This window comes from Nostoc sp. UIC 10890, assembly GCF_054786515.1.
Genome location: NZ_JBSGKF010000001.1, coordinates 2,571,308 through 2,593,294, shown reverse-complemented (window position 1 = coordinate 2,593,294; position 21,987 = coordinate 2,571,308). Strand labels below are relative to the sequence as shown.

The 21,987-nt window shown below is 41.6% G+C and carries 14 protein-coding genes and 1 CRISPR repeat array; of the genes, 9 read left to right on the top strand and 5 right to left on the bottom strand.

Features of this window, described 5'->3' with window-relative positions; all coding sequences use genetic code 11:
- The first annotated feature begins 27 nt into the window (after positions 1-27).
- The gene (locus ACWATR_RS10160) at positions 28-1,305 is read left to right on the top strand and encodes a sensor histidine kinase (protein WP_460331929.1); all 1,278 of its coding nucleotides are present in this window, start codon (positions 28-30) and stop codon (positions 1,303-1,305) included.
- Positions 1,306-1,700: 395 nt separating this feature from the next.
- Positions 1,701-4,338: direct repeats of the CRISPR family, unit length 37 nt; unit sequence GTTTCAATCCCTAATAGGGATTTTGATGAATTGCAAT.
- A 407-nt stretch (positions 4,339-4,745) separates the two neighbouring features.
- On the opposite strand, the gene ald is transcribed toward ACWATR_RS10160, so the two are convergent.
- A complete protein-coding gene (gene ald, locus ACWATR_RS10155) occupies positions 4,746-5,837 on the bottom strand; it encodes an alanine dehydrogenase (RefSeq protein ID WP_460331927.1) in 1,092 nt (363 codons plus the stop codon).
- 438 nt (positions 5,838-6,275) lie between these two features.
- On the opposite strand from ald, the gene ACWATR_RS10150 reads away from it, so the two are divergent.
- From ACWATR_RS10150 to ACWATR_RS10125, 6 genes are all read left to right on the top strand, one after another.
- On the top strand, positions 6,276-6,446 hold the full coding sequence (locus ACWATR_RS10150) for a chlorophyll a/b-binding protein (RefSeq protein WP_012410338.1): 171 nt from the start codon (positions 6,276-6,278) through the stop codon (positions 6,444-6,446).
- Between the two features lie 519 nt (positions 6,447-6,965).
- Positions 6,966-7,259 (top strand): hypothetical protein, encoded by a 294-nt coding sequence (locus ACWATR_RS10145; RefSeq protein ID WP_460331925.1) that lies wholly within the window; start codon positions 6,966-6,968, stop codon positions 7,257-7,259.
- Between the two features lie 136 nt (positions 7,260-7,395).
- On the top strand, positions 7,396-8,403 hold the full coding sequence (locus ACWATR_RS10140; RefSeq protein WP_460340324.1) for a WD40 repeat domain-containing protein: 1,008 nt from the start codon (positions 7,396-7,398) through the stop codon (positions 8,401-8,403).
- A 591-nt stretch (positions 8,404-8,994) separates the two neighbouring features.
- Positions 8,995-10,047 (top strand): permease, encoded by a 1,053-nt coding sequence (locus ACWATR_RS10135; protein ID WP_460331923.1) that lies wholly within the window; start codon positions 8,995-8,997, stop codon positions 10,045-10,047.
- A 63-nt stretch (positions 10,048-10,110) separates the two neighbouring features.
- Complete coding sequence (locus ACWATR_RS10130) at positions 10,111-10,884, top strand: TIGR03943 family putative permease subunit (RefSeq protein WP_460331921.1); 774 nt, start codon at positions 10,111-10,113, stop codon at positions 10,882-10,884.
- A 59-nt stretch (positions 10,885-10,943) separates the two neighbouring features.
- The gene (locus ACWATR_RS10125; RefSeq protein WP_460331919.1) at positions 10,944-12,443 is read left to right on the top strand and encodes a hypothetical protein; all 1,500 of its coding nucleotides are present in this window, start codon (positions 10,944-10,946) and stop codon (positions 12,441-12,443) included.
- A gap of 300 nt (positions 12,444-12,743) precedes the next feature.
- Here the strand turns inward: ACWATR_RS10125 and ACWATR_RS10120 are convergent, their stop codons facing one another.
- From ACWATR_RS10120 to ACWATR_RS10110, 3 genes are all read right to left on the bottom strand, one after another.
- The gene (locus tag ACWATR_RS10120) at positions 12,744-13,526 is read right to left on the bottom strand and encodes a sulfite exporter TauE/SafE family protein (RefSeq protein ID WP_460331917.1); all 783 of its coding nucleotides are present in this window, start codon (positions 13,524-13,526) and stop codon (positions 12,744-12,746) included.
- A 36-nt stretch (positions 13,527-13,562) separates the two neighbouring features.
- On the bottom strand, positions 13,563-14,849 hold the full coding sequence (locus ACWATR_RS10115) for a sulfite oxidase (protein ID WP_460331915.1): 1,287 nt from the start codon (positions 14,847-14,849) through the stop codon (positions 13,563-13,565).
- A gap of 175 nt (positions 14,850-15,024) precedes the next feature.
- On the bottom strand, positions 15,025-16,479 hold the full coding sequence (locus tag ACWATR_RS10110; protein ID WP_460331913.1) for an aminotransferase class V-fold PLP-dependent enzyme: 1,455 nt from the start codon (positions 16,477-16,479) through the stop codon (positions 15,025-15,027).
- A gap of 1,012 nt (positions 16,480-17,491) precedes the next feature.
- On the opposite strand from ACWATR_RS10110, the gene ACWATR_RS10105 reads away from it, so the two are divergent.
- Positions 17,492-19,015 carry a hypothetical protein gene (locus tag ACWATR_RS10105; protein ID WP_460331911.1) on the top strand — a complete coding sequence of 508 codons (1,524 nt, stop codon included), beginning with the start codon at positions 17,492-17,494 and terminating at the stop codon, positions 19,013-19,015.
- A 78-nt stretch (positions 19,016-19,093) separates the two neighbouring features.
- On the opposite strand, the gene ACWATR_RS10100 is transcribed toward ACWATR_RS10105, so the two are convergent.
- Positions 19,094-21,250, bottom strand: a complete 2,157-nt coding sequence (locus ACWATR_RS10100; RefSeq protein WP_460331909.1) for an NAD(P)/FAD-dependent oxidoreductase — start codon at positions 21,248-21,250, stop codon at positions 19,094-19,096.
- A gap of 161 nt (positions 21,251-21,411) precedes the next feature.
- On the opposite strand from ACWATR_RS10100, the gene ACWATR_RS10095 reads away from it, so the two are divergent.
- Complete coding sequence (locus ACWATR_RS10095) at positions 21,412-21,645, top strand: hypothetical protein (RefSeq protein WP_460331907.1); 234 nt, start codon at positions 21,412-21,414, stop codon at positions 21,643-21,645.
- Positions 21,646-21,987 lie beyond the last annotated feature (342 nt).

Here is a 21,987-nt window from a genome sequence, read left to right as displayed (position 1 = left end):
AGAATCAAATTTTGCTTTTAATCCATCATGCTCAAGACCTCAAATACTGGATTTCTTTTGATTGTGGATGATAATCCGACAAATTTATCTGTCCTGTGCGAAGCGCTCAGTATTGAGGGGTTTCGTTTTCGTGTTGCAGTCGATGGAGAAAGTGCGATCGCTCTTGCAGAACGTAATCGACCAGAGTTAATTTTGCTGGATGTACAAATGCCTGGGATTGATGGATTTGAAACCTGTCGCCGCCTCAAAGCCAATCCTGTTACTCAAAATATTCCCATTATTTTCACTACAGCCTTAGCGGATACGGAGAGCAAAACCAAGGGATTTTCCCTTGGTGCAGTAGACTATATCCCCAAACCCTTTGCCCAAGAGGAAGTTATTGCGAGAGTGCGTGTGCATTTACAAGTCAAACAACTGACTGAATCTTTAGAAAAACAAGTGAGCGATCGCACCGCTGCTTTGCAACAAATCCAAGTCCAACTAGTGCAGCAAGAAAAACTCTCAACACTAGGAGAATTAATTGCTGGTGTCGCCCATGAAATCAACAATCCTCTCAGTTTTATCACTAGCAATATTCCACCTTTAGAGGAATACTTTGGAGGATTAAGTAAAATTCTCCAACTGTATCAACAAGATTATCCCAACCCGACAGCCAAAATTAGCACTGCTATTGATGAATTGGATCTAGAATTTATTCTTGAAGATATAACAAAAATTTTGAACTCACTTAAGCTAGGTAGTGAACGGATTCAAAATCTTTCTACCTCACTACGCAACTTTTACCGCTCGGATAGTGATGAAAAATTACTTGCAGATTTGCACCAAGGACTGGATAGTACATTAATGATTTTGCAGCACCGCCTTAAAGGTAATGGCGATCGTCCTGCTATTGAAGTTATTAAGAGTTATGGAACATTGCCAGAGATAAACTGCTATCTCGGTCAGATGAATCAAGTATTTATGAATATTCTAGCTAATGCAATTGATGCTCTTGATGAAGCTCTGATATTAGGCAAAATCAGTGATCAAATTCCTCAAATTCAGATTAATACAGAAGTAGATTCGGAACAATGGGTTGTAATTCGGATTGCAGATAATGGTACCGGCATTCCTGAATCTGTGAAACAACGGCTGTTTGAACCTTTGTTTACCACAAAACCTGTAGGTAAAGGCACTGGACTTGGCTTATCGATTGCTCATCAAATAGTTTTGGAAAAACACAATGGTACATTGGAAGTGAATTCTCAAATGGGGATGGGAACCGAATTTACGATTAGAATTCCAATCATAAGTGCCGCAGATTAAAAACCACACTTATTATGATTAATACCAAAGGGCGAATATAATTCGGGACTATACAGACAAAACCCACATGACAATGGTTTCAAATTTCTGAAGTCCGCGTATCCTTCGCAAAAATTGCAGGTTAGTAGTCTATCAAATTCATTTTGGCGGTTAGAGGATGTTTGAAAAGTCATGATTGATGTATCAAATATTTTTTACCCCACCCTAACCCTCCCCTTGTAAAGGGGAGGGAACTAGATTTTCTATTTCCCCCCTTTCCAAGGGGGGATTAAGGGGGGTAATAATTCGATTAAAATTACAACATACCACTTTTCAAACAAACTTTTAGAGAGACCCGATAAATCGCCGTCTCTACAAGAAATGTATCCATCAATTATTGATTGACAGACTACTAGGTAGACTTCATTAATAGGGATTTTGATGAATTGCAATTTCAAGAGCGAGTATGCTGCAAGCCTCTGCCAGTTGAGTTTCAATCCCTAATAGGGATTTTGATGAATTGCAATTTAACTATCTGGTCTTTGGTGGACAGATCAGGGGAACCCGTTTCAATCCCTAATAGGGATTTTGATGAATTGCAATTTCCCCTCCTCCCATCGACGACCACCCATTTTCAAGTTTCAATCCCTAATAGGGATTTTGATGAATTGCAATTCAACCAGCTAGTAACACTCAATAAATCTGTTTCTTTAGTTTCAATCCCTAATAGGGATTTTGATGAATTGCAATGCGCAATTTAATTCATCTGAGTAATGATAGTACTGTTTCAATCCCTAATAGGGATTTTGATGAATTGCAATATCGCACAATTGCAGTTAGTGCCAAGTATGCTCACGTTTCAATCCCTAATAGGGATTTTGATGAATTGCAATGCGATCCGCTGCAATGGCTGGGCGTAACTTGTTTCAATCCCTAATAGGGATTTTGATGAATTGCAATATTCAGGGTTATCCTTAAAATCATCAATGGAAATGTTTCAATCCCTAATAGGGATTTTGATGAATTGCAATCTACCCAAACTGTCGCGGCTCTCCCAGCTAGGCTGGTTTCAATCCCTAATAGGGATTTTGATGAATTGCAATATGAGCGACGACCTGGGGAAAATTGGTTAATGGTTTCAATCCCTAATAGGGATTTTGATGAATTGCAATTGTATCAACAATTGGTTAGTGGCACTTATAGCCCTAGGTTTCAATCCCTAATAGGGATTTTGATGAATTGCAATTCTGACGCTTCTTTTAATGCTGGAGCTATTCAAGCGTTTCAATCCCTAATAGGGATTTTGATGAATTGCAATTTATTGTTGGTTGGGGCATTTAAAGCTATTGCGAGTAGTTTCAATCCCTAATAGGGATTTTGATGAATTGCAATACCCCGTGCTACCGCTATCTTTCCAACCAAGGAGATTTGCATAAAGTTTCAATCCCTAATAGGGATTTTGATGAATTGCAATCTCTACGAAAGAAAGTTCTAGTGCTTTTACAAAAGTTTCAATCCCTAATAGGGATTTTGATGAATTGCAATATAACAGAACTGACTATATCTATGAAATGGCTGGTTTCAATCCCTAATAGGGATTTTGATGAATTGCAATATGTACTGATAGCCACTGCAACTCTAGAAATGGGTTTCAATCCCTAATAGGGATTTTGATGAATTGCAATACGTTACAATCGCAGGATTTTGATGTTTTACGAAGTTTCAATCCCTAATAGGGATTTTGATGAATTGCAATACTGATGGGTTACGAAGATACTTTCATTCTTGTTTCAATCCCTAATAGGGATTTTGATGAATTGCAATTCCAGTGGTTCCTCAACCACAGCAGCGCTTGCTTCAATGTTTCAATCCCTAATAGGGATTTTGATGAATTGCAATCTCGCTGCTAGTTGTACCCTTGAAAGTGGCGCTCCTGTCGTTTCAATCCCTAATAGGGATTTTGATGAATTGCAATTAAATGATGTCCATATTCGTGTCTCCAGATAGCTTGTTTCAATCCCTAATAGGGATTTTGATGAATTGCAATCACCAGAAAAAAGTCCGAGTATCAGTCTGTTTTAGTTTCAATCCCTAATAGGGATTTTGATGAATTGCAATACCAGCCGCAGAGAAACTGATTAGCGTAATCGAGCAAGTTTCAATCCCTAATAGGGATTTTGATGAATTGCAATTCAAGCCGAAGAGGTAGCCCATTATCTTAAGTTTCAATCCCTAATAGGGATTTTGATGAATTGCAATGCTTTACTCCCAAACAGTCGGATTAGGGATTACTGTTTCAATCCCTAATAGGGATTTTGATGAATTGCAATGCCGCTGTAACGGCCGCAAGTTCTATTACTTCAAAGTTTCAATCCCTAATAGGGATTTTGATGAATTGCAATTTGTTGGATGAAGCTTGAAACTTGGAATGCAAATGTTTCAATCCCTAATAGGGATTTTGATGAATTGCAATCTTAGACGGTTGTCACGATTGGATCTAGCATTAGCAGTTTCAATCCCTAATAGGGATTTTGATGAATTGCAATTTGTGGATTGTGTAATATTCATCTTATATTTCTGTTTCAATCCCTAATAGGGATTTTGATGAATTGCAATTGAAATTATCAGAGTTGAAGGAGATCGCCCTTCAAGTTTCAATCCCTAATAGGGATTTTGATGAATTGCAATCACTATATTAGTAGGTTTGAGTCGGGGCATAGTAGTTTCAATCCCTAATAGGGATTTTGATGAATTGCAATAAATACTAACCGTTAAAGTACGCCCTATTTCCTTACCAGTTTCAATCCCTAATAGGGATTTTGATGAATTGCAATTACAAAAAGACCTACTTTAGAAGCCTTTATCCCCGCACTTGTTTCAATCCCTAATAGGGATTTTGATGAATTGCAATGTGGCGCATAACAGTAAAGAATATGTTCCAACCCGTTTCAATCCCTAATAGGGATTTTGATGAATTGCAATTTTACCACACCGGATCTTTGGAAGCGTATAAATAAGTTTCAATCCCTAATAGGGATTTTGATGAATTGCAATCGCTGGCGTCCAAAAGCTTTGCTGTATTTGGTTTTCAAGGTGCAGTTGCGCGAATGAGTGAATCATAGCACAAGGAATAGTCATGGCACAAGATACAAATCGCTGAAAACCAGTCCCAGTAAGGTGCGCGGATGTTTTAAAAGTACCATTGCCCTCAAAGCCTTGTATAGATGGAGCGTACAGACTTTTTTGCCCCATCTCATTTTGTACACCTACCCATCCGCGCATTTGGCAAGAAAATTAGTGTGAACTACCTACACTGACTCAACGAGAGTCAGTGTAGGCTTCCTGTCCAACAAAAAGCGTAGTAGTAGATTTCTTGCGTCCTCTATTACTGCGACTTATATCTGGGCGACAGGCTATCGCTACCACCATAAAAATAAGCGATCGCCTAGCACTTACAAACCTTAATTTACCAAATCAGGGAATACTTCTTGCACAGCCGGATGCACTAAATGATGATTCCGCACGTTCACACCCTTAGCTAATGCTGGGTTAACTTCCAGTGCCATAATTCCCAAATTTGCCAATTGGACAACATAAGGTAATGTACTATTATTAAGTGCCTGAGTTGCTGTCCAAGGTACTGCTCCTGGCATATTGGGAACGCCATAATGCACCACGCCCTCTTCAATGTATACCGGATTAGTGTGGGATGTGGGATGTAAGGTTTCGATGCAACCACCTTGGTCAACGGCTACATCAACTATTACAGAACCAGGACGCATTTGTTTGACCAATTGGCGAGATACTAGTATTGGTGCCCTACGCCCTAACACTAAAACTGCACCGATGAGTAAATCTGCTTCAATGACTGCGGCTTCAATATGAGCAGAGTTGCTGTAAAGCAATTCAACTCTAGAGCCAAAAAGAGTTTCTAAGTAAGATAAGCGCTCGACACTTACATCTAAAATCTGGACGATCGCACCCATACCCACGGCAATTTTAGCTGCTTCTGTGCCGACAACGCCGCCACCTAAAATTACTACTTTGCCTGCTTGGACTCCAGGTACACCGCCCAAAAGGACGCCTCTACCACCTTGCTGACGTTCTAGGAATCTGGCCCCAAATTGTACTGCTAGCCGACCGGCAATTATGCTCATGGGCGTGAGCAAGGGTAGTTTGTTGGCACCAGGTTGTTCTACAGTTTCGTAGGCGATCGCAGTTGTGCCACAATCAATTAAATGCTCTGTCAATTTGCGATCGGCTGCTAAATGTAAATAAGTAAATAATATCTGCCCTTTCTGCAAAAATTTATACTCAGATGTCAGCGGCTCTTTAACTTTAACAACCAATTCTCTATTCCAAGCTGTTTCTGATGTCGGGACAATCTCGGCTCCAGCACTTTTGTAGTCGTCATCAGAGAATCCAGCACCATTACCCGCTTGCGTCTCGACGAAGATGCTATGACCATTTTCTCGCAGCACCCGCACGCTAGAAGGACTTAAACCTACACGAAATTCTTGATCCTTATTTTCCTTAGGAACGCCGATTTCCATATATCGCCTCTGATATTTTTTTTGTTTAACTGTAGCCTGCCAATCTCAAGCTTGCTACTTCTGTCTTGCTACTTCAGTATTAGAGATAGCTGTATTAGAGATAGCTAATCTCTGTTCTAAGTTTCTCAATTCAATCTGAGTAGCCCAAACTCTTGCCCTTGACTATTGCCCCAGTATTTATACAATATATAAAGAATAGTAACAATTTATTAAAAGACCGATTGTATAGCTCCCGACTAGGAAGCTCTTGCTGAATTTCTCAAGTCATCTTGGTATTCAAGCACTGCAATCAGCTTTTAAGCTACCAAGTGTAGGGTAAAAGTTAAGGGGAAAAAACGAATCTATTCCTTTAATCTTTACCGCTGATCACCACTTCCCGCGACTTCTGCTGCGAAGTCTTATATCAAGTCCCGTTTGCCGAAAAAGGTTTCTTAAAAAATGACACAAACACAACCAACGATTACACCTAAACTAGAGGAGCCTAAGTTTGGCTTTAACGAATATGCCGAACGCTTGAATGGTCGAGCTGCAATGATTGGCTTCGCTTTGATGTTGGTGATTGAATATGTCACCAATCAAGGGGTGCTATCATGGCTGGGTCTGAAGTAGTGCCATCAACAAGCACAATATTGAAGTTGTAAGCTAGTAATTAAAAGAGTTTCAACCAGCTGGAACAACCAGTTGGTTTTGACTTTAACAATTAATAGCCAAGTACTTCACCCTAGATACTTTAATTAGACTTATTTATAAATAATTCCCCTAGAATGCAATACTGCTTGGGTAAAGCATTTTGAACTCGGAATTGGGTTTGGGGAAAAAGTTAAAGGGTAAAGGTTAAAGGTTTTTTCTTTCCCCTTACCCCTTACCCCAAACCCAATTCCCCAAAACCCGACAAGTATTGCCCTAGAATGTAAGCAAGAGAGGAATCGAAATACCTGTTAGTGATTGAAATATCATAGACTTGCAACTAATATATGCAAGGTATATGCAAGACAATTAATGAGTAAACTTCCTCCCCTACTAAAGAAAATCATAATTAATGCCTGCCTTAGATGAGAAAGGCAAATTACGGGTGAGGTATTCTGGGTAAATATACACAAAAGGTGAACTGGAACCAACCAAGCTGTGATGAATGCTGTATTACCTCGTTTTTTGAAGTCAACTTACCGAAAAGAGCCAATAGTCAGTGTATTGATGACGATGGGCGTTATGGATGCCCTGATTGGCGGTTTGAATGATAGCTGGTCATTGTTCGCTTTTGGTTTGGGAACAGCAGGGATAGCGCTCGGCTTTAAGTTGTGGCGTGTCCAGCAGCGTCGTCCCTTACCAGAGGAACCTGTAGTGCAACATTATTTGCCCTCTCGTTCTTCTAGTGCGCCTTTACCAATGTTAAGCGTTTCTAAGAAAAAACCACCTCTTTAGGATATGCAGAGTTATTACTTAAATAACTCTGCAAAATGTATTGGGGTAACCGTATCTATAAAAGTGAGGAAAAAGAGTGAGTAGTGAGGGAAGAGGTGGGGGTAATTTTCTGCGTCCGTATATTATCCTGGCATTTATGGCAGCTGTTGCCCTTCCAGTGACTACCTGGGAAGGGTTTTACATTCATCAAGCTCATGCTGCCGTTGAAGTAACGCCAAATTCCCAAGCTACCAGCAGCTTTGGTAATGCCCAATTACTCTACACACTTAGAGGACATAAAGGAACCGTTAAATCCCTCGCTTTTAGTCCAGATAGCAGAATACTTGTGAGTGGAGGTGCAGAAAACGAGGGTGTAATTCGCCTCTGGAATTCAGCAAACGGCAAAAAGTTGGCGGACATTAACAAAGCACACAAAACAGCCGTAGAATCTTTAGTTATTTCGCCAGATGGTCAAACCCTCGTTAGCTGTAGTAATGACAACACGATTAATCTCTGGAGCCTGAAAAATTTTAAATTTAGCCGCTCTTTTGTCGGACATACCAGTAACGTATTATCTTTAGCAGTGTCTCCTGATAGTAAAGTTCTCATTAGTGGAGCTTTGGATGGGATTCGTATATGGGATTTGCTACAGCAACGCCCTTTAGGAACTCTAGTACGCTTTGATAATTTGATTTATACCCTAGCTATTAGTCCAGATGGACAGACCTTGGCTAGTGGTGATAATAAGGGTGTAATCAAGCTGTGGAATTTGAGTACTGGTCAATTAATTAGTGAATTGACAGCTCATTCTAATGGTGTTAGCGCTGTAATTTTTACACCAGATGGACAAACATTAGTTAGTGCAAGCCGCGATCGCACAGTCAAACTGTGGAATATTAATACTGGAGAAATAGTCCGCACCCTTACAGGACATAATAACTGGGTAAATGCGATCGCCATTAATCCCGATGGACAAACCCTTGCTAGTGCTGGCAGAGATGGGATTAAACTGTGGAATTTAACTACAGGCGAGTTGGTAAATACACTAAGTGGACATACAGACTGGGTAAGTGCGATCGCTTTTAGTCCAAATGGTAAAATTCTTGCCAGTGGTGGATTTGACCAACAAATCAAGATTTGGGGGATTCCACCAAAACGTAAATAATCACGATGGTACAAAATAATCGTGAATTAGTGAAGTAGATCCCCGACTTCTTAAAGAAGTCGGGGATCTAAATTGTCTTATATTTTGTGTTTGCTAAACTTTGGTCTTGCATTTTTAGAGTTTTTATAGTAAAAAATCAACCAAAGCTCAGATTTGATTTTGCCATAACTAGCCAAAATCAATGAAGGTAACAACCAAGAGCAATGTCTACGACGGGCTACGCCTACCGCAAATGTTCAATAACTGTAAATACTTGATGAAAATACAGCCAAGCTAATATCTTATCCAGCAAATTACTGTAAGTATAAACATAGGTAACTTAAAATAATCTATGCAGCTACTTGCCCTCTAGATCGGAACAATTTCTGAACTTAGACAATCTTAGAAATGGTCATCGTCAGTAAATGCACTCAGGTAAAAATTACTATCTTGGCTAAAGCAAAGGTTTGTAGCGTTTAAGCGCTATTTGAAACGTAGGATAACTTGCTACTTAAATGATGTTTAATTTTCCCGAACTGCTTTTGATCCCCATTTCGATAGAATGACTAGGCAGAACCCTAAAACTAAAAACCGCTTTTGACTGCGACGCCCATGAATCAATTGAACAATGGTTTTACGCTATTTTTAAGTCTGCTAGTCGAGGCGATGCCTTTTTTGCTTCTTGGGGTTTTATTCTCCAGTTTGCTGCTATTTTTTGTTGATGAGCGCAAATTAGTAGAAAAAATGCCCAAAAATCCGCTGCTGGGTGCTTTAGTTGGCAGCATGATCGGCTTTTTATTTCCGGTGTGTGAGTGCGGGAATGTACCGGTAGCGCGGCGGTTCTTAATGCAAGGAGTACCCACACCAGTCGCAATTGGTTTTTTGCTCGCAGCACCAACAATTAACCCAATTGTAATTTGGGCAACTTGGACAGCATTTCGAGATCAGCCCGAAATAGTGGTCTTACGAGTCGTATTTTCTTTATCCATTGCCACAATTATCGGTTTTGTTTTCAGTTTTCAAAAGGACTTAAATCCCATAGTCCAACCTGCGATCGCTCGTTATTTGAAGTATAATCCACCCGCACAACCTGAAACCAAACGCCGTGGTAAGCGTTATCAAGTACAACAGGAAGCACCTGTATCGAATCTCTTGCAATCCGGGACTTATATCTTAGGAGGAAAAGCAGGTATACCTCTGCGGATAGATCCTAATTTAGTACCGCCTACCATAATTTCTACTGCCAGTAAACCGCTTGGAGATAAACTGCGCCTAGTAGTGGATAATAGCATCCAAGAATTGCGAGAATTGGGCGGAGTGATGATTTTAGGAAGTGCGATCGCAGCGGCTATTCAAGTCCTAGCTCCCCGTGAATTAATTCTCAGTTTGGGTGCTGGGCCCATTAGCTCAATTGTGGTCATGCTGATATTAGCAGTAGTGGTTTCAATTTGTTCTACAGTTGATTCTTTCTTTGCCCTATCTTTTGCCTCAACCTTTAGCAGTGGCTCATTGTTGGCATTTCTCGTCTTTGGGCCAATGATTGACATCAAAAGCGTTGGTTTGATGTTATCTATTTTTAAACCCAAAACTATCTTTTACTTATTTGCCATAGCAGCACAGTTGACATTTTTGTTTACTCTTTTCCTGAACTTGCACGTCTTTTAAGAAATTATTAGTCATTTGTCCTTTGTTGATGACTAATGACTAATGACCAATGACTAATAACCAATGGCTAACAAAAATCCCAAATCTAAAATCATAAATCTATTACTCCCTTGGCTGGATGCCCTAGCAATTACAGCTTGGGGCATTTTGATGTTGAGATATTGGCTAACTAACAAGCTGAACCTCTTGATTCACCCAAATTACTTTTGGTTGGTGATTGTGTGTGGTATCAGCTTCATCATTATTGGTTTATTCAAGATGCAGGAACTTTGGCAACGGCGTCGCCGTGATGTTACACCAAACACCCAGCATATTAGTTTATTTCCCCCTGGTTGGGGCAGTGCTTTGTTGTTGACTACAGCGATTCTAGGTTTTATCATTACACCACAAGTTTTTGCTAGTGACAAAGCACTCCAAAGGGGTGTAACGGCTGATCTACTGGGAAGCACACGTGTTAAACCCCAAGCCTTTCGGGTTACTGTTCGTCCAGAAGAGCGATCGCTTGTAGACTGGGTACGCACCGTCAATGTCTATCCAGAACCAGACGCATATACAGGGCAAAAAGTCAAAGTGCAGGGATTTGTGATCCACCCGCCCGATATAGGAAAAGAATATTTGTTTTTAGCACGATTTGTCTTAACTTGCTGTGCAGCAGATGCTTACCCTGTGGGATTGCCCGTTAAACTACAAAATAATCAAGAGCGTTACTCCCCTGATACCTGGCTAGAAGTTGAAGGACAAATGGTGACAGAAAATTTGGCAGGTAAACGCCAACTTACCATTGCCGCTACTTCTCTCAAAAAAATCCCTCAACCCCAAAATCCTTATAGTTATTAATCATTTGTTGATGACTAATGACAAATGACTAATGACAAATGACTAATGACAAATGACTAATGACTAAATCTAAAGCATTTATTCAACCACTGGATCGGATAGCGATCGCACTAATGCTACTGCTGAGTGTGCTGATTGGGTTACTCGTATTGCAAGGTGATGTGGTAACTGCTCGTGTCCGGGAATTTACCTGGCAAAATCAACAAATTGGGGCAGAAGATAACTCCTTCACCCTCACCTTCAGCCGCCCAATGGAAGTAAAAAGTGTTGAGGATAACTTGAAAATTGAGCCACCCCTAGCAGGTAAATTCAGTTGGGCAGGGCGGCGGATGGTTTATACGCTGGTGACACCAGCACCTTATGGCACGAATTATAAAGTGCAGTTACAGGGAGCCAAAGATAAGTTTGCCCAGCAAGAAGGCAAAAATCGGGTGATACAGGCCTTTACAGGTAGCTTCCGCACACGCGATCGCGTCATCCTTTACATCGGAACCAATCAAGAAGAACAGGGACGATTAGTTCTTTACAACTTAACCGAAGAGCAAAAAAGGGTACTTACCCCCAAAGATTTGGTAGTAATGGACTTTGAATCGTTTCCTGATGGAGAGAAAATTTTATTTTCGGCTCGCACCAGCAACAACCAAGATTTACTTTCAGCCCAGCTGTACACAGTGACAACAGGCGTTTCTGGTAAATCTGGAGAAGAAGTAGAACCAGCAGGTAGAGTTGACCTGATTTTAGATAGTAAAGATTATCAAAATCTCAAATTTGACTTATCACCTGATGGGGAAACTATTGTCATCCAGCGGGGAAACAAAACTAATCCCGGCGACTTTGGACTATGGTTTATGCCAGCAACCAGCAACGGTTCAGCAGAAAAGCCCACCCCTAAACGTCTGGAAAGCCAACCTGGGGGAGACTTTATGATCACACCAGATAGTCAAGCCGTAGCAGTTGCTCAAGGACAAGGGGCAGCAATTCTACCACTCCAAGGTGATGCTAGTAAACCCCTAGATTTTCTGCCGCAGTTTGGTTTGGTACAGGCTTTCTCCAAAGATGGCTCTCAAGCCGCGATGGTAAAGTTTAATACAGATTACACGCGAGATTTGTTTTTAGTGACAAACCAAGGTGTGCAGAAACAACTATTAAAAACTACAGGCTCAATTCTCAGCTGCCAATTTGACATCGCCTCACCCACTCTCTACTGCTTGCTAACACAGCTAGTATCCAAGGAACAATATATAGAACAGCCTTATGTGGTGGCAATTGATCTCAAAAGCGGACAACAAAAACCACTGCTAGTACTGCCTCCCGCTCAACGAAATGTGCAAATGAGTTTATCTGCCGACGGTTTAGGCTTGTTATTTGACCAAGTAGTACCGCAGACAAATCCCCCAACATCATTGCCCCCAAACACTTTGAAAACTGATGATGGAGATGCGATCGATACCAGTAGCCTGTGGTTAATGCCTCTGTTGCCCATCGCTGATGCTGAGACAGTTGAAATTAGACCAGAACAACTCCCCCTTGCTGGATTTCGTCCCCGATGGCTACCCTAAGATGATATTCCGAAAATTTACGTCCATCAAGCTGAATAAAAAATATTCGTTAGTAGTAAGGACTTTAGTCCTAGCTTTGGGGACTGAAGTCCCCACTACAAACTGCTTCTTATGGGTAATTTGGCTGACATCATAATAACGTCCGAAATGAGCGATGTTTAGCGACAAACTGCTTTGCGTCTACGCTTCCACGATCAAACTAACTTTTAATATCTTAGGTAATTTTAGATTCCCAACTTTTTAGAGAAGTTAGGAATCTTTTTTATAACAAGCTGACAAATTGTCATTTATCGAAGACTTTTAAACTATCACTTGATAATTTATCCAAGCTTCCCAAAAAATATAAGTTGATAGTATTCCTAAGAAGATACGAAGCACTAAACTTACAGTGGAGTCTGGTAATTTTGGCAATGTGCGAGTACTCATTTGAACGCCTAAAAGACCTCCACATCCCAAAACTATACCTTGAACAAACAGAATATTTCCCTCTAATGTGTGTCCTGTACAGGCAGCTAAACCAGTGATGACAATCACACCCAAACTAGTTTGAATTGCCACTTTAATGTCTTCTCCTAGTAGCAACATTTGCAGTGGCACCATAATCGTACCGCCACCTAAGCCGAATAAACCTGCTAAAATACCTGCTGCGCCCCCAGTACCGATTTTAGAAACTAATGGGTTAAATACTGGGGCTGTATCCTCTGTATCTTTAAAGGCCAATTGCTTGCGAAGCTCAATCAAATAGATATTGGCGAGTAGGATGATGCCAAATGTAAAAAGTATTATATAAGATGGAATTTTATTGGCGAAATATACACCTATTCCAGTAGTTAGAAAAGCTGGAATGCCTAAGTAAATTACTCGTTTAAAGTCAAAGTAGCCCATCCACCAATTCTGCAAACTTCCAGAAATTGAAGTAATCACAATAGCAAGGCTACTAGTAGCGATCGCCTGAACGGGAGTATAACCTAGTGTGACTAAAAGAGGAATTGTGACAATACCGCCACCTATTCCTAAAAGTCCAGCTATAACTCCAGATATTAGACCCCCCGTCACTAAAATCAACCAACTAAAATCAATCATAAATAGGTCTTTTTCTAGAGAACTGACTTGGTGTAATTAACCTTGTACTGTCACCGGATGGCTAACAATGCCTCCGTATAGCAATCCAGAATCATTCCACGGAACTGTAGTCGGTTGTGTATTACCTAAATTGTCAGTAGCACGAACTTGGAGAAAATATTCCCCAGGAATTGGGTTCCATTCAATGTCCCAGCGTACCCATGCAAATGGAAAGTTTGGTTCTCTCAGTCGTGCGAATTGCCAAGTTTTACCGCCATTTAGGCTGACTTCCACACGGACAATCTTTCCTTTCCCAGACCAAGAACGTCCACGCAGTAAGTGAGTTCGAGCCGAAAGTGTAGCGGGCCAAGCCAACTCGAAAGCGCTCTTAACATTTTGATAGGTAATCAGCTTACCTTTATATGGTGCGATCGCTGGATAATCTGCACCAACCAGAACCATTTGCTCTGTCACCCACTGGGTATATATCGGTGTTTCCGAAACTTCAATCCGCTCAATCCATTTAACGTTGGCGTTTCCTCCCCAACCAGGGAATAACACACGGCATGGCTGACCGTGATCTGGAGGTAATGCTTCTCCGTTCATTGCATAGACAACGAGCGAGTTATCTGCTAATGCCTTACTAATTGGAACTACAGTGCTGAACTTGGATTTATTTGTCTCCTTTGAATCCAGCGAATCCACATCTGCACCCTCAACTAGTACATCTTTCGCTGTGGCTTTCAATCCAGCTCGCTCTAGTAACATGCCAAGCGGTACACCAGTCCACTCAGCCACGCCAATAGCTCCAAGTCTCCATCTTGCTCCAGAGAGTGGTGTGTTGTAAGCTTCTTCAAAGAAGCGCCGACCATTAGCAGCACACTCAATGGCACAAGTGACTGAGATGGACGGCATCGCAACGATTTCATCGTAAGTGAACTCGCAGGGGGCAGAAACACCAGTTCCGTGAATCTGCAAACGCCATGTAATCGGGTCAAAAGGGGGAGGTGTATGGCGGTTGTGAACATAGAACCAATCATTTGGTACTAAATAACCACGCCCATACATCGCTTCCCAGTTCATCTCTAATGTGCCTTTGCTATGAGAGATATACCCTGGTGGCAATGGCTTAAGTATTTTACTGCCTTTAGTTTTAATAGCTGCCTGACTGTGAGCAGGTGCAGGTTTAGCTAACCCAGCGACTGCTGTAGCACCAACCATAGTGGCTAGTATTTTCAGAAAGCGCTGGCGCGAAACACCCGCATCTGTGCTTTTTTGCCAGATACACTCATCAACCCGTGCCTGTAGATAATCCTCCTGATCAAAGAGGTTTTCATCGCTCAAATTATTACCCCCTTTTAATTCGTAATTCGTAATTCGTAATTCGTAATTCGTAATTCGTAATTAAGACACAGAAAACTAAGGAGCAGGAGGAGATGAAGGAGATGAGGAAGAATTATTGAACAAGCTTCTTACTTGTCTCTCTTCCCAATGCCCCATGCCCCATACCCTAAAAATACTAGCTGTCTATCGCTGTCCAGACACCAGTTATCTGATCTTGTGTGTAGTTGGGCAAATAGTGAGTCAATCCGTTTTTAGCTATTTGAGCGATCGCATCTATAAAGCGATCGCAGTCTTCCAATGTATTATATACAGCGAAGCTGGCTCGGATAATACTAGGAATGTTGCGCGTAATTCCTCTGTCTACTTCCTTGGCAATCTCACAGTCTTGCTCGTCTGAAATATTCTTGAGCTTGCGAATGTATTCGTATGTGCAGAAAGCCCCAGCCCGAACCCCAATGCCATATTCTTGTGCCAGAATTTCTGCCACTAAGCGTCCATCAAACCCATCAATATCAAAGGGAATAACATGGGCTAAATTATCTCCGGGAATATGTACTTTAACACCAGAAATACTTTGAAGCCGTGTATATGTGAATTCAACTAGAGAGTGTTCATACTGAGCGATGCGATCGCGCCCTAATGCTTCGATAATTTGAATTGCCTTGGCAATGGCGATCGCACCCATTGCGTTTGGTGTTCCAGGGTCATGGGCCCGTTCTGTATAAAAACGCTTGATCTCTAAATTCCTGGTGATATAAGGCAGGTTTCCACCCCCGATTTGATAAGGGTAGGAGCTATCAAAAAATTCCTTTGGCCCCAACAAAACCCCGGTTCCATAGGGTGCATACATCTTGTGTCCAGAGAAAGCCACAAAATCTAAATGACATGGGTCATCATCTGCACCCATGTTTACTTGTTCATGCTGAATTAACTGACACACGTCGGCAAATATCTTCGCACCATACCGATGTGCTAAAGCTGCAATTTCGTAAATCGGGGGTCTGTAACCTGTAATTGTCGAAGCACCTGTAATAGTTACTAACTTAATTTGTTCGGCTTCGGGGAGATTTTGGTGTGCCTTGAAGATATCTTCAATTTCTGCAACACTTACACTTCCATCCGGCTGGGTTCTGTACTGCACAACTTCGTCTCTAGTGACCCAAGGTAGCAGGTTGGATGAATGCTCGATATCAGAAACTAAGATTTTCCCAGGTTTTTTTGCCCAAAGTGTGGCGGCTCCATTAATTGCTTCTGTTGTATTCTTCGCAAAGATTACATAATTGTCTGAAGATGACCCGACAAAATCCCGAATAATGTTCCGACTAGCGTCATATTCTCGTGTAGTGATGATGGACTTTTGCCCAGAACCTCGATGCACACTGCCATAAGTGTCAAGCATTTCGTCCACATGCTGCTTAAGAGTTGCAAAGGGTGTGGTTGTAGCTCCATTATCCAAGTTGACGTACTTGACATATTTTCCGTTAAGAGTTTTCACCTTAAAAGATAGAGATTCATCTGTGAATAACGGTCTGATTTCTTTATCCCAAAAACTGTCAAAATTTTCTGCAACCAGCGGCAATTGTGCAGCTTCTTGCTTTATATTTGCACCCATTGCAAGTACGTCAGTCATCTTTAGCACCCCTATTTTAAATTTGGATTTTTTGGACAAGCCTAACTGCCACAACGCTTTATTTCGCGCCACATTTATATAAATAGGCAGTAATTATGGTCTTTATAACTACTTTGTTGCTAGTGGAAAACTCGGTTATTACAATTATTCTTTAATAAGTCAATTAAAAATGATATCCGCATTAACACTTAATTAGAATAAAAATTCTGTTAATAAATATACGATGTAAATAATATTTATAAGTAGTCAAGTATACTTTAGACAATTTTCTTGTAGTCATTAAACAAACTTGACATATTGAAGGTAAGTTGATATGAAAAGCCTCTTACTAACTAAGCCTGGAATTGCCTACTAGGACTGTATTTGCTGAGAAAAAAGACCATACTAAGTTGAGATTACTCTTTAAAAAAAATTTATTAATTTACTTAGAAAGATTGCTACCTTTTGAACAAGACTTTATAAGTATTTATTCTTATTTGTCACAATTTCCTAACATTGCAGCTATGGCAGAAGCTCTTAGTTGTTTGCTGACATTAAATAGCGATCGCTCAAATTACAGAATTATCATCCAATAGTAGATACTTGTACCGACATCTATCTTAAGTAAGAAATAAGTCAGTACAAAATTGTGTTGAAGGAGACATTTTTGATTTGTATCTTAAGACGGATGCAGTTATAAAAAATAAACTATAAGGTGAGGCAGTTTTTTCATGTAGAAAAACTTCATCAGCTAATAAAGCTTAGTTTTTAACGTATCGGGTTTCTCCTCCCTCCCGCCTACCCTCGAAGGCGGCCCGAGTTCCCCTTCCACCTCTTCTTGACGGGGCAGAGCATCATAGTGTTATAACGGCATCAGTCTAGATACAAAATAGGGAACACCAATTGATGATTAATTGCTGGTGCTTGGAGAGAGTTAAACTTAGCTTCTAGAGCAAACCCTGATTAGACACAGTTAATAAGCAATGCTAATGCCAGCACTGCTGAATATTTTTAAGCGGGTGAGTCAAGAGTGATGAATGAAGCTGACACCTCAAACAAGGGGGCTGTGATGGAATCCCTAAATTCTGCTAATTCGCCACAATCAGAGCAGGCGAGTTGTCCCTTTTACTCAGTTGTGCCTAATGACAATATGACAGTTAGAAAACTGCCACTCCTCATGCCAGCTGAAGATACACAATTTTCACAAGATACTACCCAGCAGGACTGGGTTGCAGAGCCTGAAAGCGGTAAACAAGCACTTATTGACTCAGAATTTCAGAACCTGCTGGCATTGAACGAAGAATTACGTGCAGCTAACAATAACTTGTATGAACAAGTAGAGCAGCTAAAAGACAACCTAACTGAGTCAGAAAAGGTTTTGCAGTGGCAGAAAACGCGTTCCAGCGTTAGTGAGTCGATGCTCAACCAACATACTCAGGAACTGGCGGCGGCTCAAGAACAGATAAAGTCTTTATTTCAACAATTAGAAACTGCTGTACAAACTGTTCAACGCCAGGAAATTTTCATTGATACTTATAAAGCACAGCTACAAATTAGCCAACAACGTCTTGCCCAGCTAGAGCGAGAATGTACATTGTTACACACTAACAATAGCGAACAATCCCAGCAGCTATTACAGTCAGAAACGGCTTGTCGGGAGTTACGTACTAGACTGATGCGACAACAACGCCAGACGCTGCAATTCAAAGCAGCTCTAGAAAAATGTTTAGATACATCGGTTCCTAGCTATGACTCCCTAGAGGATGCTGCAAAACATCCTAAAGACATAACTAGTGGACAAGGAAGATTCTCTAGAAAAGCTCGGTCTTTGTTTCCAAATGCACATCCAATTCAACCTTGGTCAGCAGAACCAGAATCTTTGACTGATAATCTGGATAATTCTTGGGGCGAACCCTCAGCACCAATCCCATTCCAAAGAAATGAAGCCTCTGCGACGCCGCCATCATCTCCTTGGAACTGGACAGTTAAGAAAGATACGCCAACACCAACACAGCCAGGATCATCTCCAGAAATTAATGATTCTTCAGATACAACGGAAGTTGTTTCACCTTTGGGTTCATCAAATTTAGATCAGCAATTAGATAGTCTAATCCAAATGTTTTTTACTTCCCAGCCTGCATCAGTATCACCACCACCTGCGAAAACTGATGTAGGTGATTCGCCCATCTGGGAGACTTTAGCAACAATCTTAGAAGACGATGAAGAACTAGAAAATCAACAGAAGGAGCAGTTGGAGGCAGAAATCGATTCCCCTGCAACTACCTCTAATTCTTGGACAACAAATTCTGTGATTTCACCAGCCAATAACTTACCGATTTCCTCCACTCCACCTGACACTGAGACGCCTGTTGGAGAAACTGAAGACTACTGGTCAGAAGTTTCCCAATTGTCAGCAAGTGATTTGTCTTCAGAGTTATTAGGTGATAATACCAATGATGACAAGTCACCTTCACCAGTAGTTTATCCCCAGCGTCCACCCAAGGGGCGTAAGTCGTTGGCATCTGTAGAACTGCCGAATTTTCGCCCCAAGAGTTAGGAGAGACGCGATTAATCGCGTCTGTACAAGAGTTGGGAGTAATAAAGTGATTAGTGATTAATGACCAATGACTAATGACTAATGACTAATTCTTACTTCTGACTTCGGAGTTATGGCTTCTGGGTTGGATTTTACTACCTGAGAGCGCGATCGCGGTTTGCCTGTGGCGATCGCATAGTTAATTGCCAATAGCCACAGCCACAAGCCCGGATTCCGGGGTTCTAGCCAAAAACCTACCCGGTTCAAGAAGCGTCCAAACCAAGGACTCAGGAAAGCGCTGATTAGGGCATGACGACCAAAGTTGAAATAACTACCAAGCCATCTGAGCAAATCCCTGGGGCCAGCAAGTTCCCAAATCCATAAAAGCAAGGCAGGATTTTTCCTAGCTGCTTTCAGTGCGAGGCGGTTAAAGGTTAACCAATCACACCGATCTTTGATGAAGTTATCTGCCACCTCTGGCGGTTCGTCTGCTAACAGCCCAAAAAAGGTGTTGAGCATAGAGTTAATCCGCTGGGGTGGTAAAAATTTTCCTGTGGGAACCATCATCCCTTTGGAAAATAGCCAAGTCACGGAAACGTTGCTTTGGTAAGCGCGTATTTGGTTCAAGTGGCGGAAACTCAACAAGTCATGTTTGAGGGCAGTATCCAACAGCGTTGTTAAGCGCTCTAAGTTGCGAACTAGGGAACCAAAACCGGTGAAAACGAGGGGAGACTGGAGTGATGCAGCATCACCGATCGCAATCAATCGATCAAAGGCAACTGTGCGATCGCGACTTCCCAGACTAAAATGCCCCGGTATATAGCCAAATGTCGGCTTCTTCCACACTAATTTGTCCATATCGCACCTGCGATACTCTGGCAAAATTGTGAAAAAGTCTTCGTACATCTCTAGCAAGGAACCGGGATTTTCAGCATTGACTTCGTGGTAATGAAATAAATAAATCGTCAGTTCATCATCTGCTGCGGGAAACAATTCCCAAATCAACTGCCTTCCCCGCGAAATATCCCCATGACTGTAAAGAACGTCCCCATATTGGGAATCCCATACTCCCGGCTCAAATCCGCTCTCAATTACCGCTCCCACTGTCGGACAGACACTATCAAAGGCACGACCACCATTTAATTGCCAAGCGATGGGAGACGCAGTTCCCATTGCATCTATTAGCAGTCGTCCACTTACTTGCTTCTCAATCTGACTGGGCAAGTGCTTGACTTGCAAAACTACTTGTGATATATCAATATCTGCACGGATAAACTCTGTTTCATCCCAAATTTCACCGCCTGCCGCTTGCAGTTTTTGCCCACACATTTGGAGCCATTTTTCGGAATCTAAACCTAAATTTAGGACTGTGGGTGTGTGGAGGATGGGCGATCGCAGTTTGGCTGGATTATTAGCATCAAAAAACTTATTGAAGCCGTCTTTGTATTCCCTGGCAATGATGGTTTCTAACTCAGCGGGGGTGACTAAACCCAGGTTAACCAAGCTTTGAATCTCATCGCGGGAAATATTCCATTCTCGGTTCATTCGCCCAAAGGGCATTCGTTCCACCAGCAGGACTTTATATCCTAGTTTTGCCATCAGTGCTGCATGGATTACGCCTAGTGCGCCACCGATGTAGATGATGTCGTATTGGGGCATTGGGCATTGGGCATTGGGCATTGGGAATGGAGCATTAGTTATTTCCCCTCTGCTCCCCTGCTCCCCTGCTCCCCTGCTCCCCTGCGAAAACACAACTTGCCGGGGTTGCTGCGGATTCCGTACCCCTTCGCGCCATCGTTGTTCCCACCAGTAGGCACGGGTTAAATCATATTCACCGTTGGGCATTTTCTGAAAATACTTGACGGTGAGGGGGTAAGCAGAGCCTAATGCTGCGAAAATCGATTGCTGGGATAAATCAATTGCTGGCGGTTCTGGGTAATCATGTGGAAAACGGCTTCTGATTTCTTTAGTCAGGCGTTGCAGAATTTCTCCCTCACAGGGAAAGGGTTGTTCTGCCCAACGAAACACTTTTAGATAAGTAGTTCGTTGCACCGACCAGACAAATACCGAAAGTTCCGCAGGCAAGTTTTCGGAAAGAGCCACTTCAGCAGTTGTAGTAGCACTGGGTATTTTGAGGCGAAAGCCTTCCGAGGTAAGCACTTTTTCTCCATTGCCGGGTTCAAAATCTGTTTGTAACCAGTTACGCACAGTTCCTATATCCGGAGTTGGAATTTCTAAATAAAGGATTTCTCTCATCTTTTCCTGACATCTCCGATCAATCTACTCACTAAGACAGATTTTATTAAGGCACAAAGTAAGGTACACTCCGCCCTAACTAGCTTCGTAAAGATTCAGTGAAGAAATTTTAAGAGTTTGTCAAATTTATTGTTCATTTTGTATTTCTGTAAACCCACGCCATGAATTATCCCATTCCAGACAGTCCCCAAGAAATTATTAACCTACGACAACAGCCGATTGATGAAGAACTAGTTGCTAGTGCGATCGCTGGAGTTATTAAAATTGTCCGCGCTCAAGGTCAATCTTTGGAAGAATTAACCGCTCAGTTGCTAGCAGATGATTCACTGCTGGATCAGCAACAACGTCGCTGGTTGAGCCAATTAGTTGCTCAATCCTGGGAAAATTTCTCCTAAAACCTTGTATTATGATAAAGTTTTTGTCGCAGCATTAGATTTCTAGGTCTGCACCTAAATATTGGAATATTAGCAATATTGGCGATGCATTTTAGGTATAAAATAACAATAATTGCCAGCACAGAATTGGCAATAAGTTTGCTATTTTTGCATTTATGGCACAGCAGCCACTAAATTAACCATATCAGCACCGGGCACTAATCAGGAAAAAGGCGAAAGGTAAAAGTAATTACTTTTACCTTTTTAAATTGAGTTCGATTGCTTGAAAAAGAATTTTAGCTAAACCATTTCAGCTTATAGCGTTTCCTAATCACATGAGCTAATAGTCCTCTCATTGCCTGC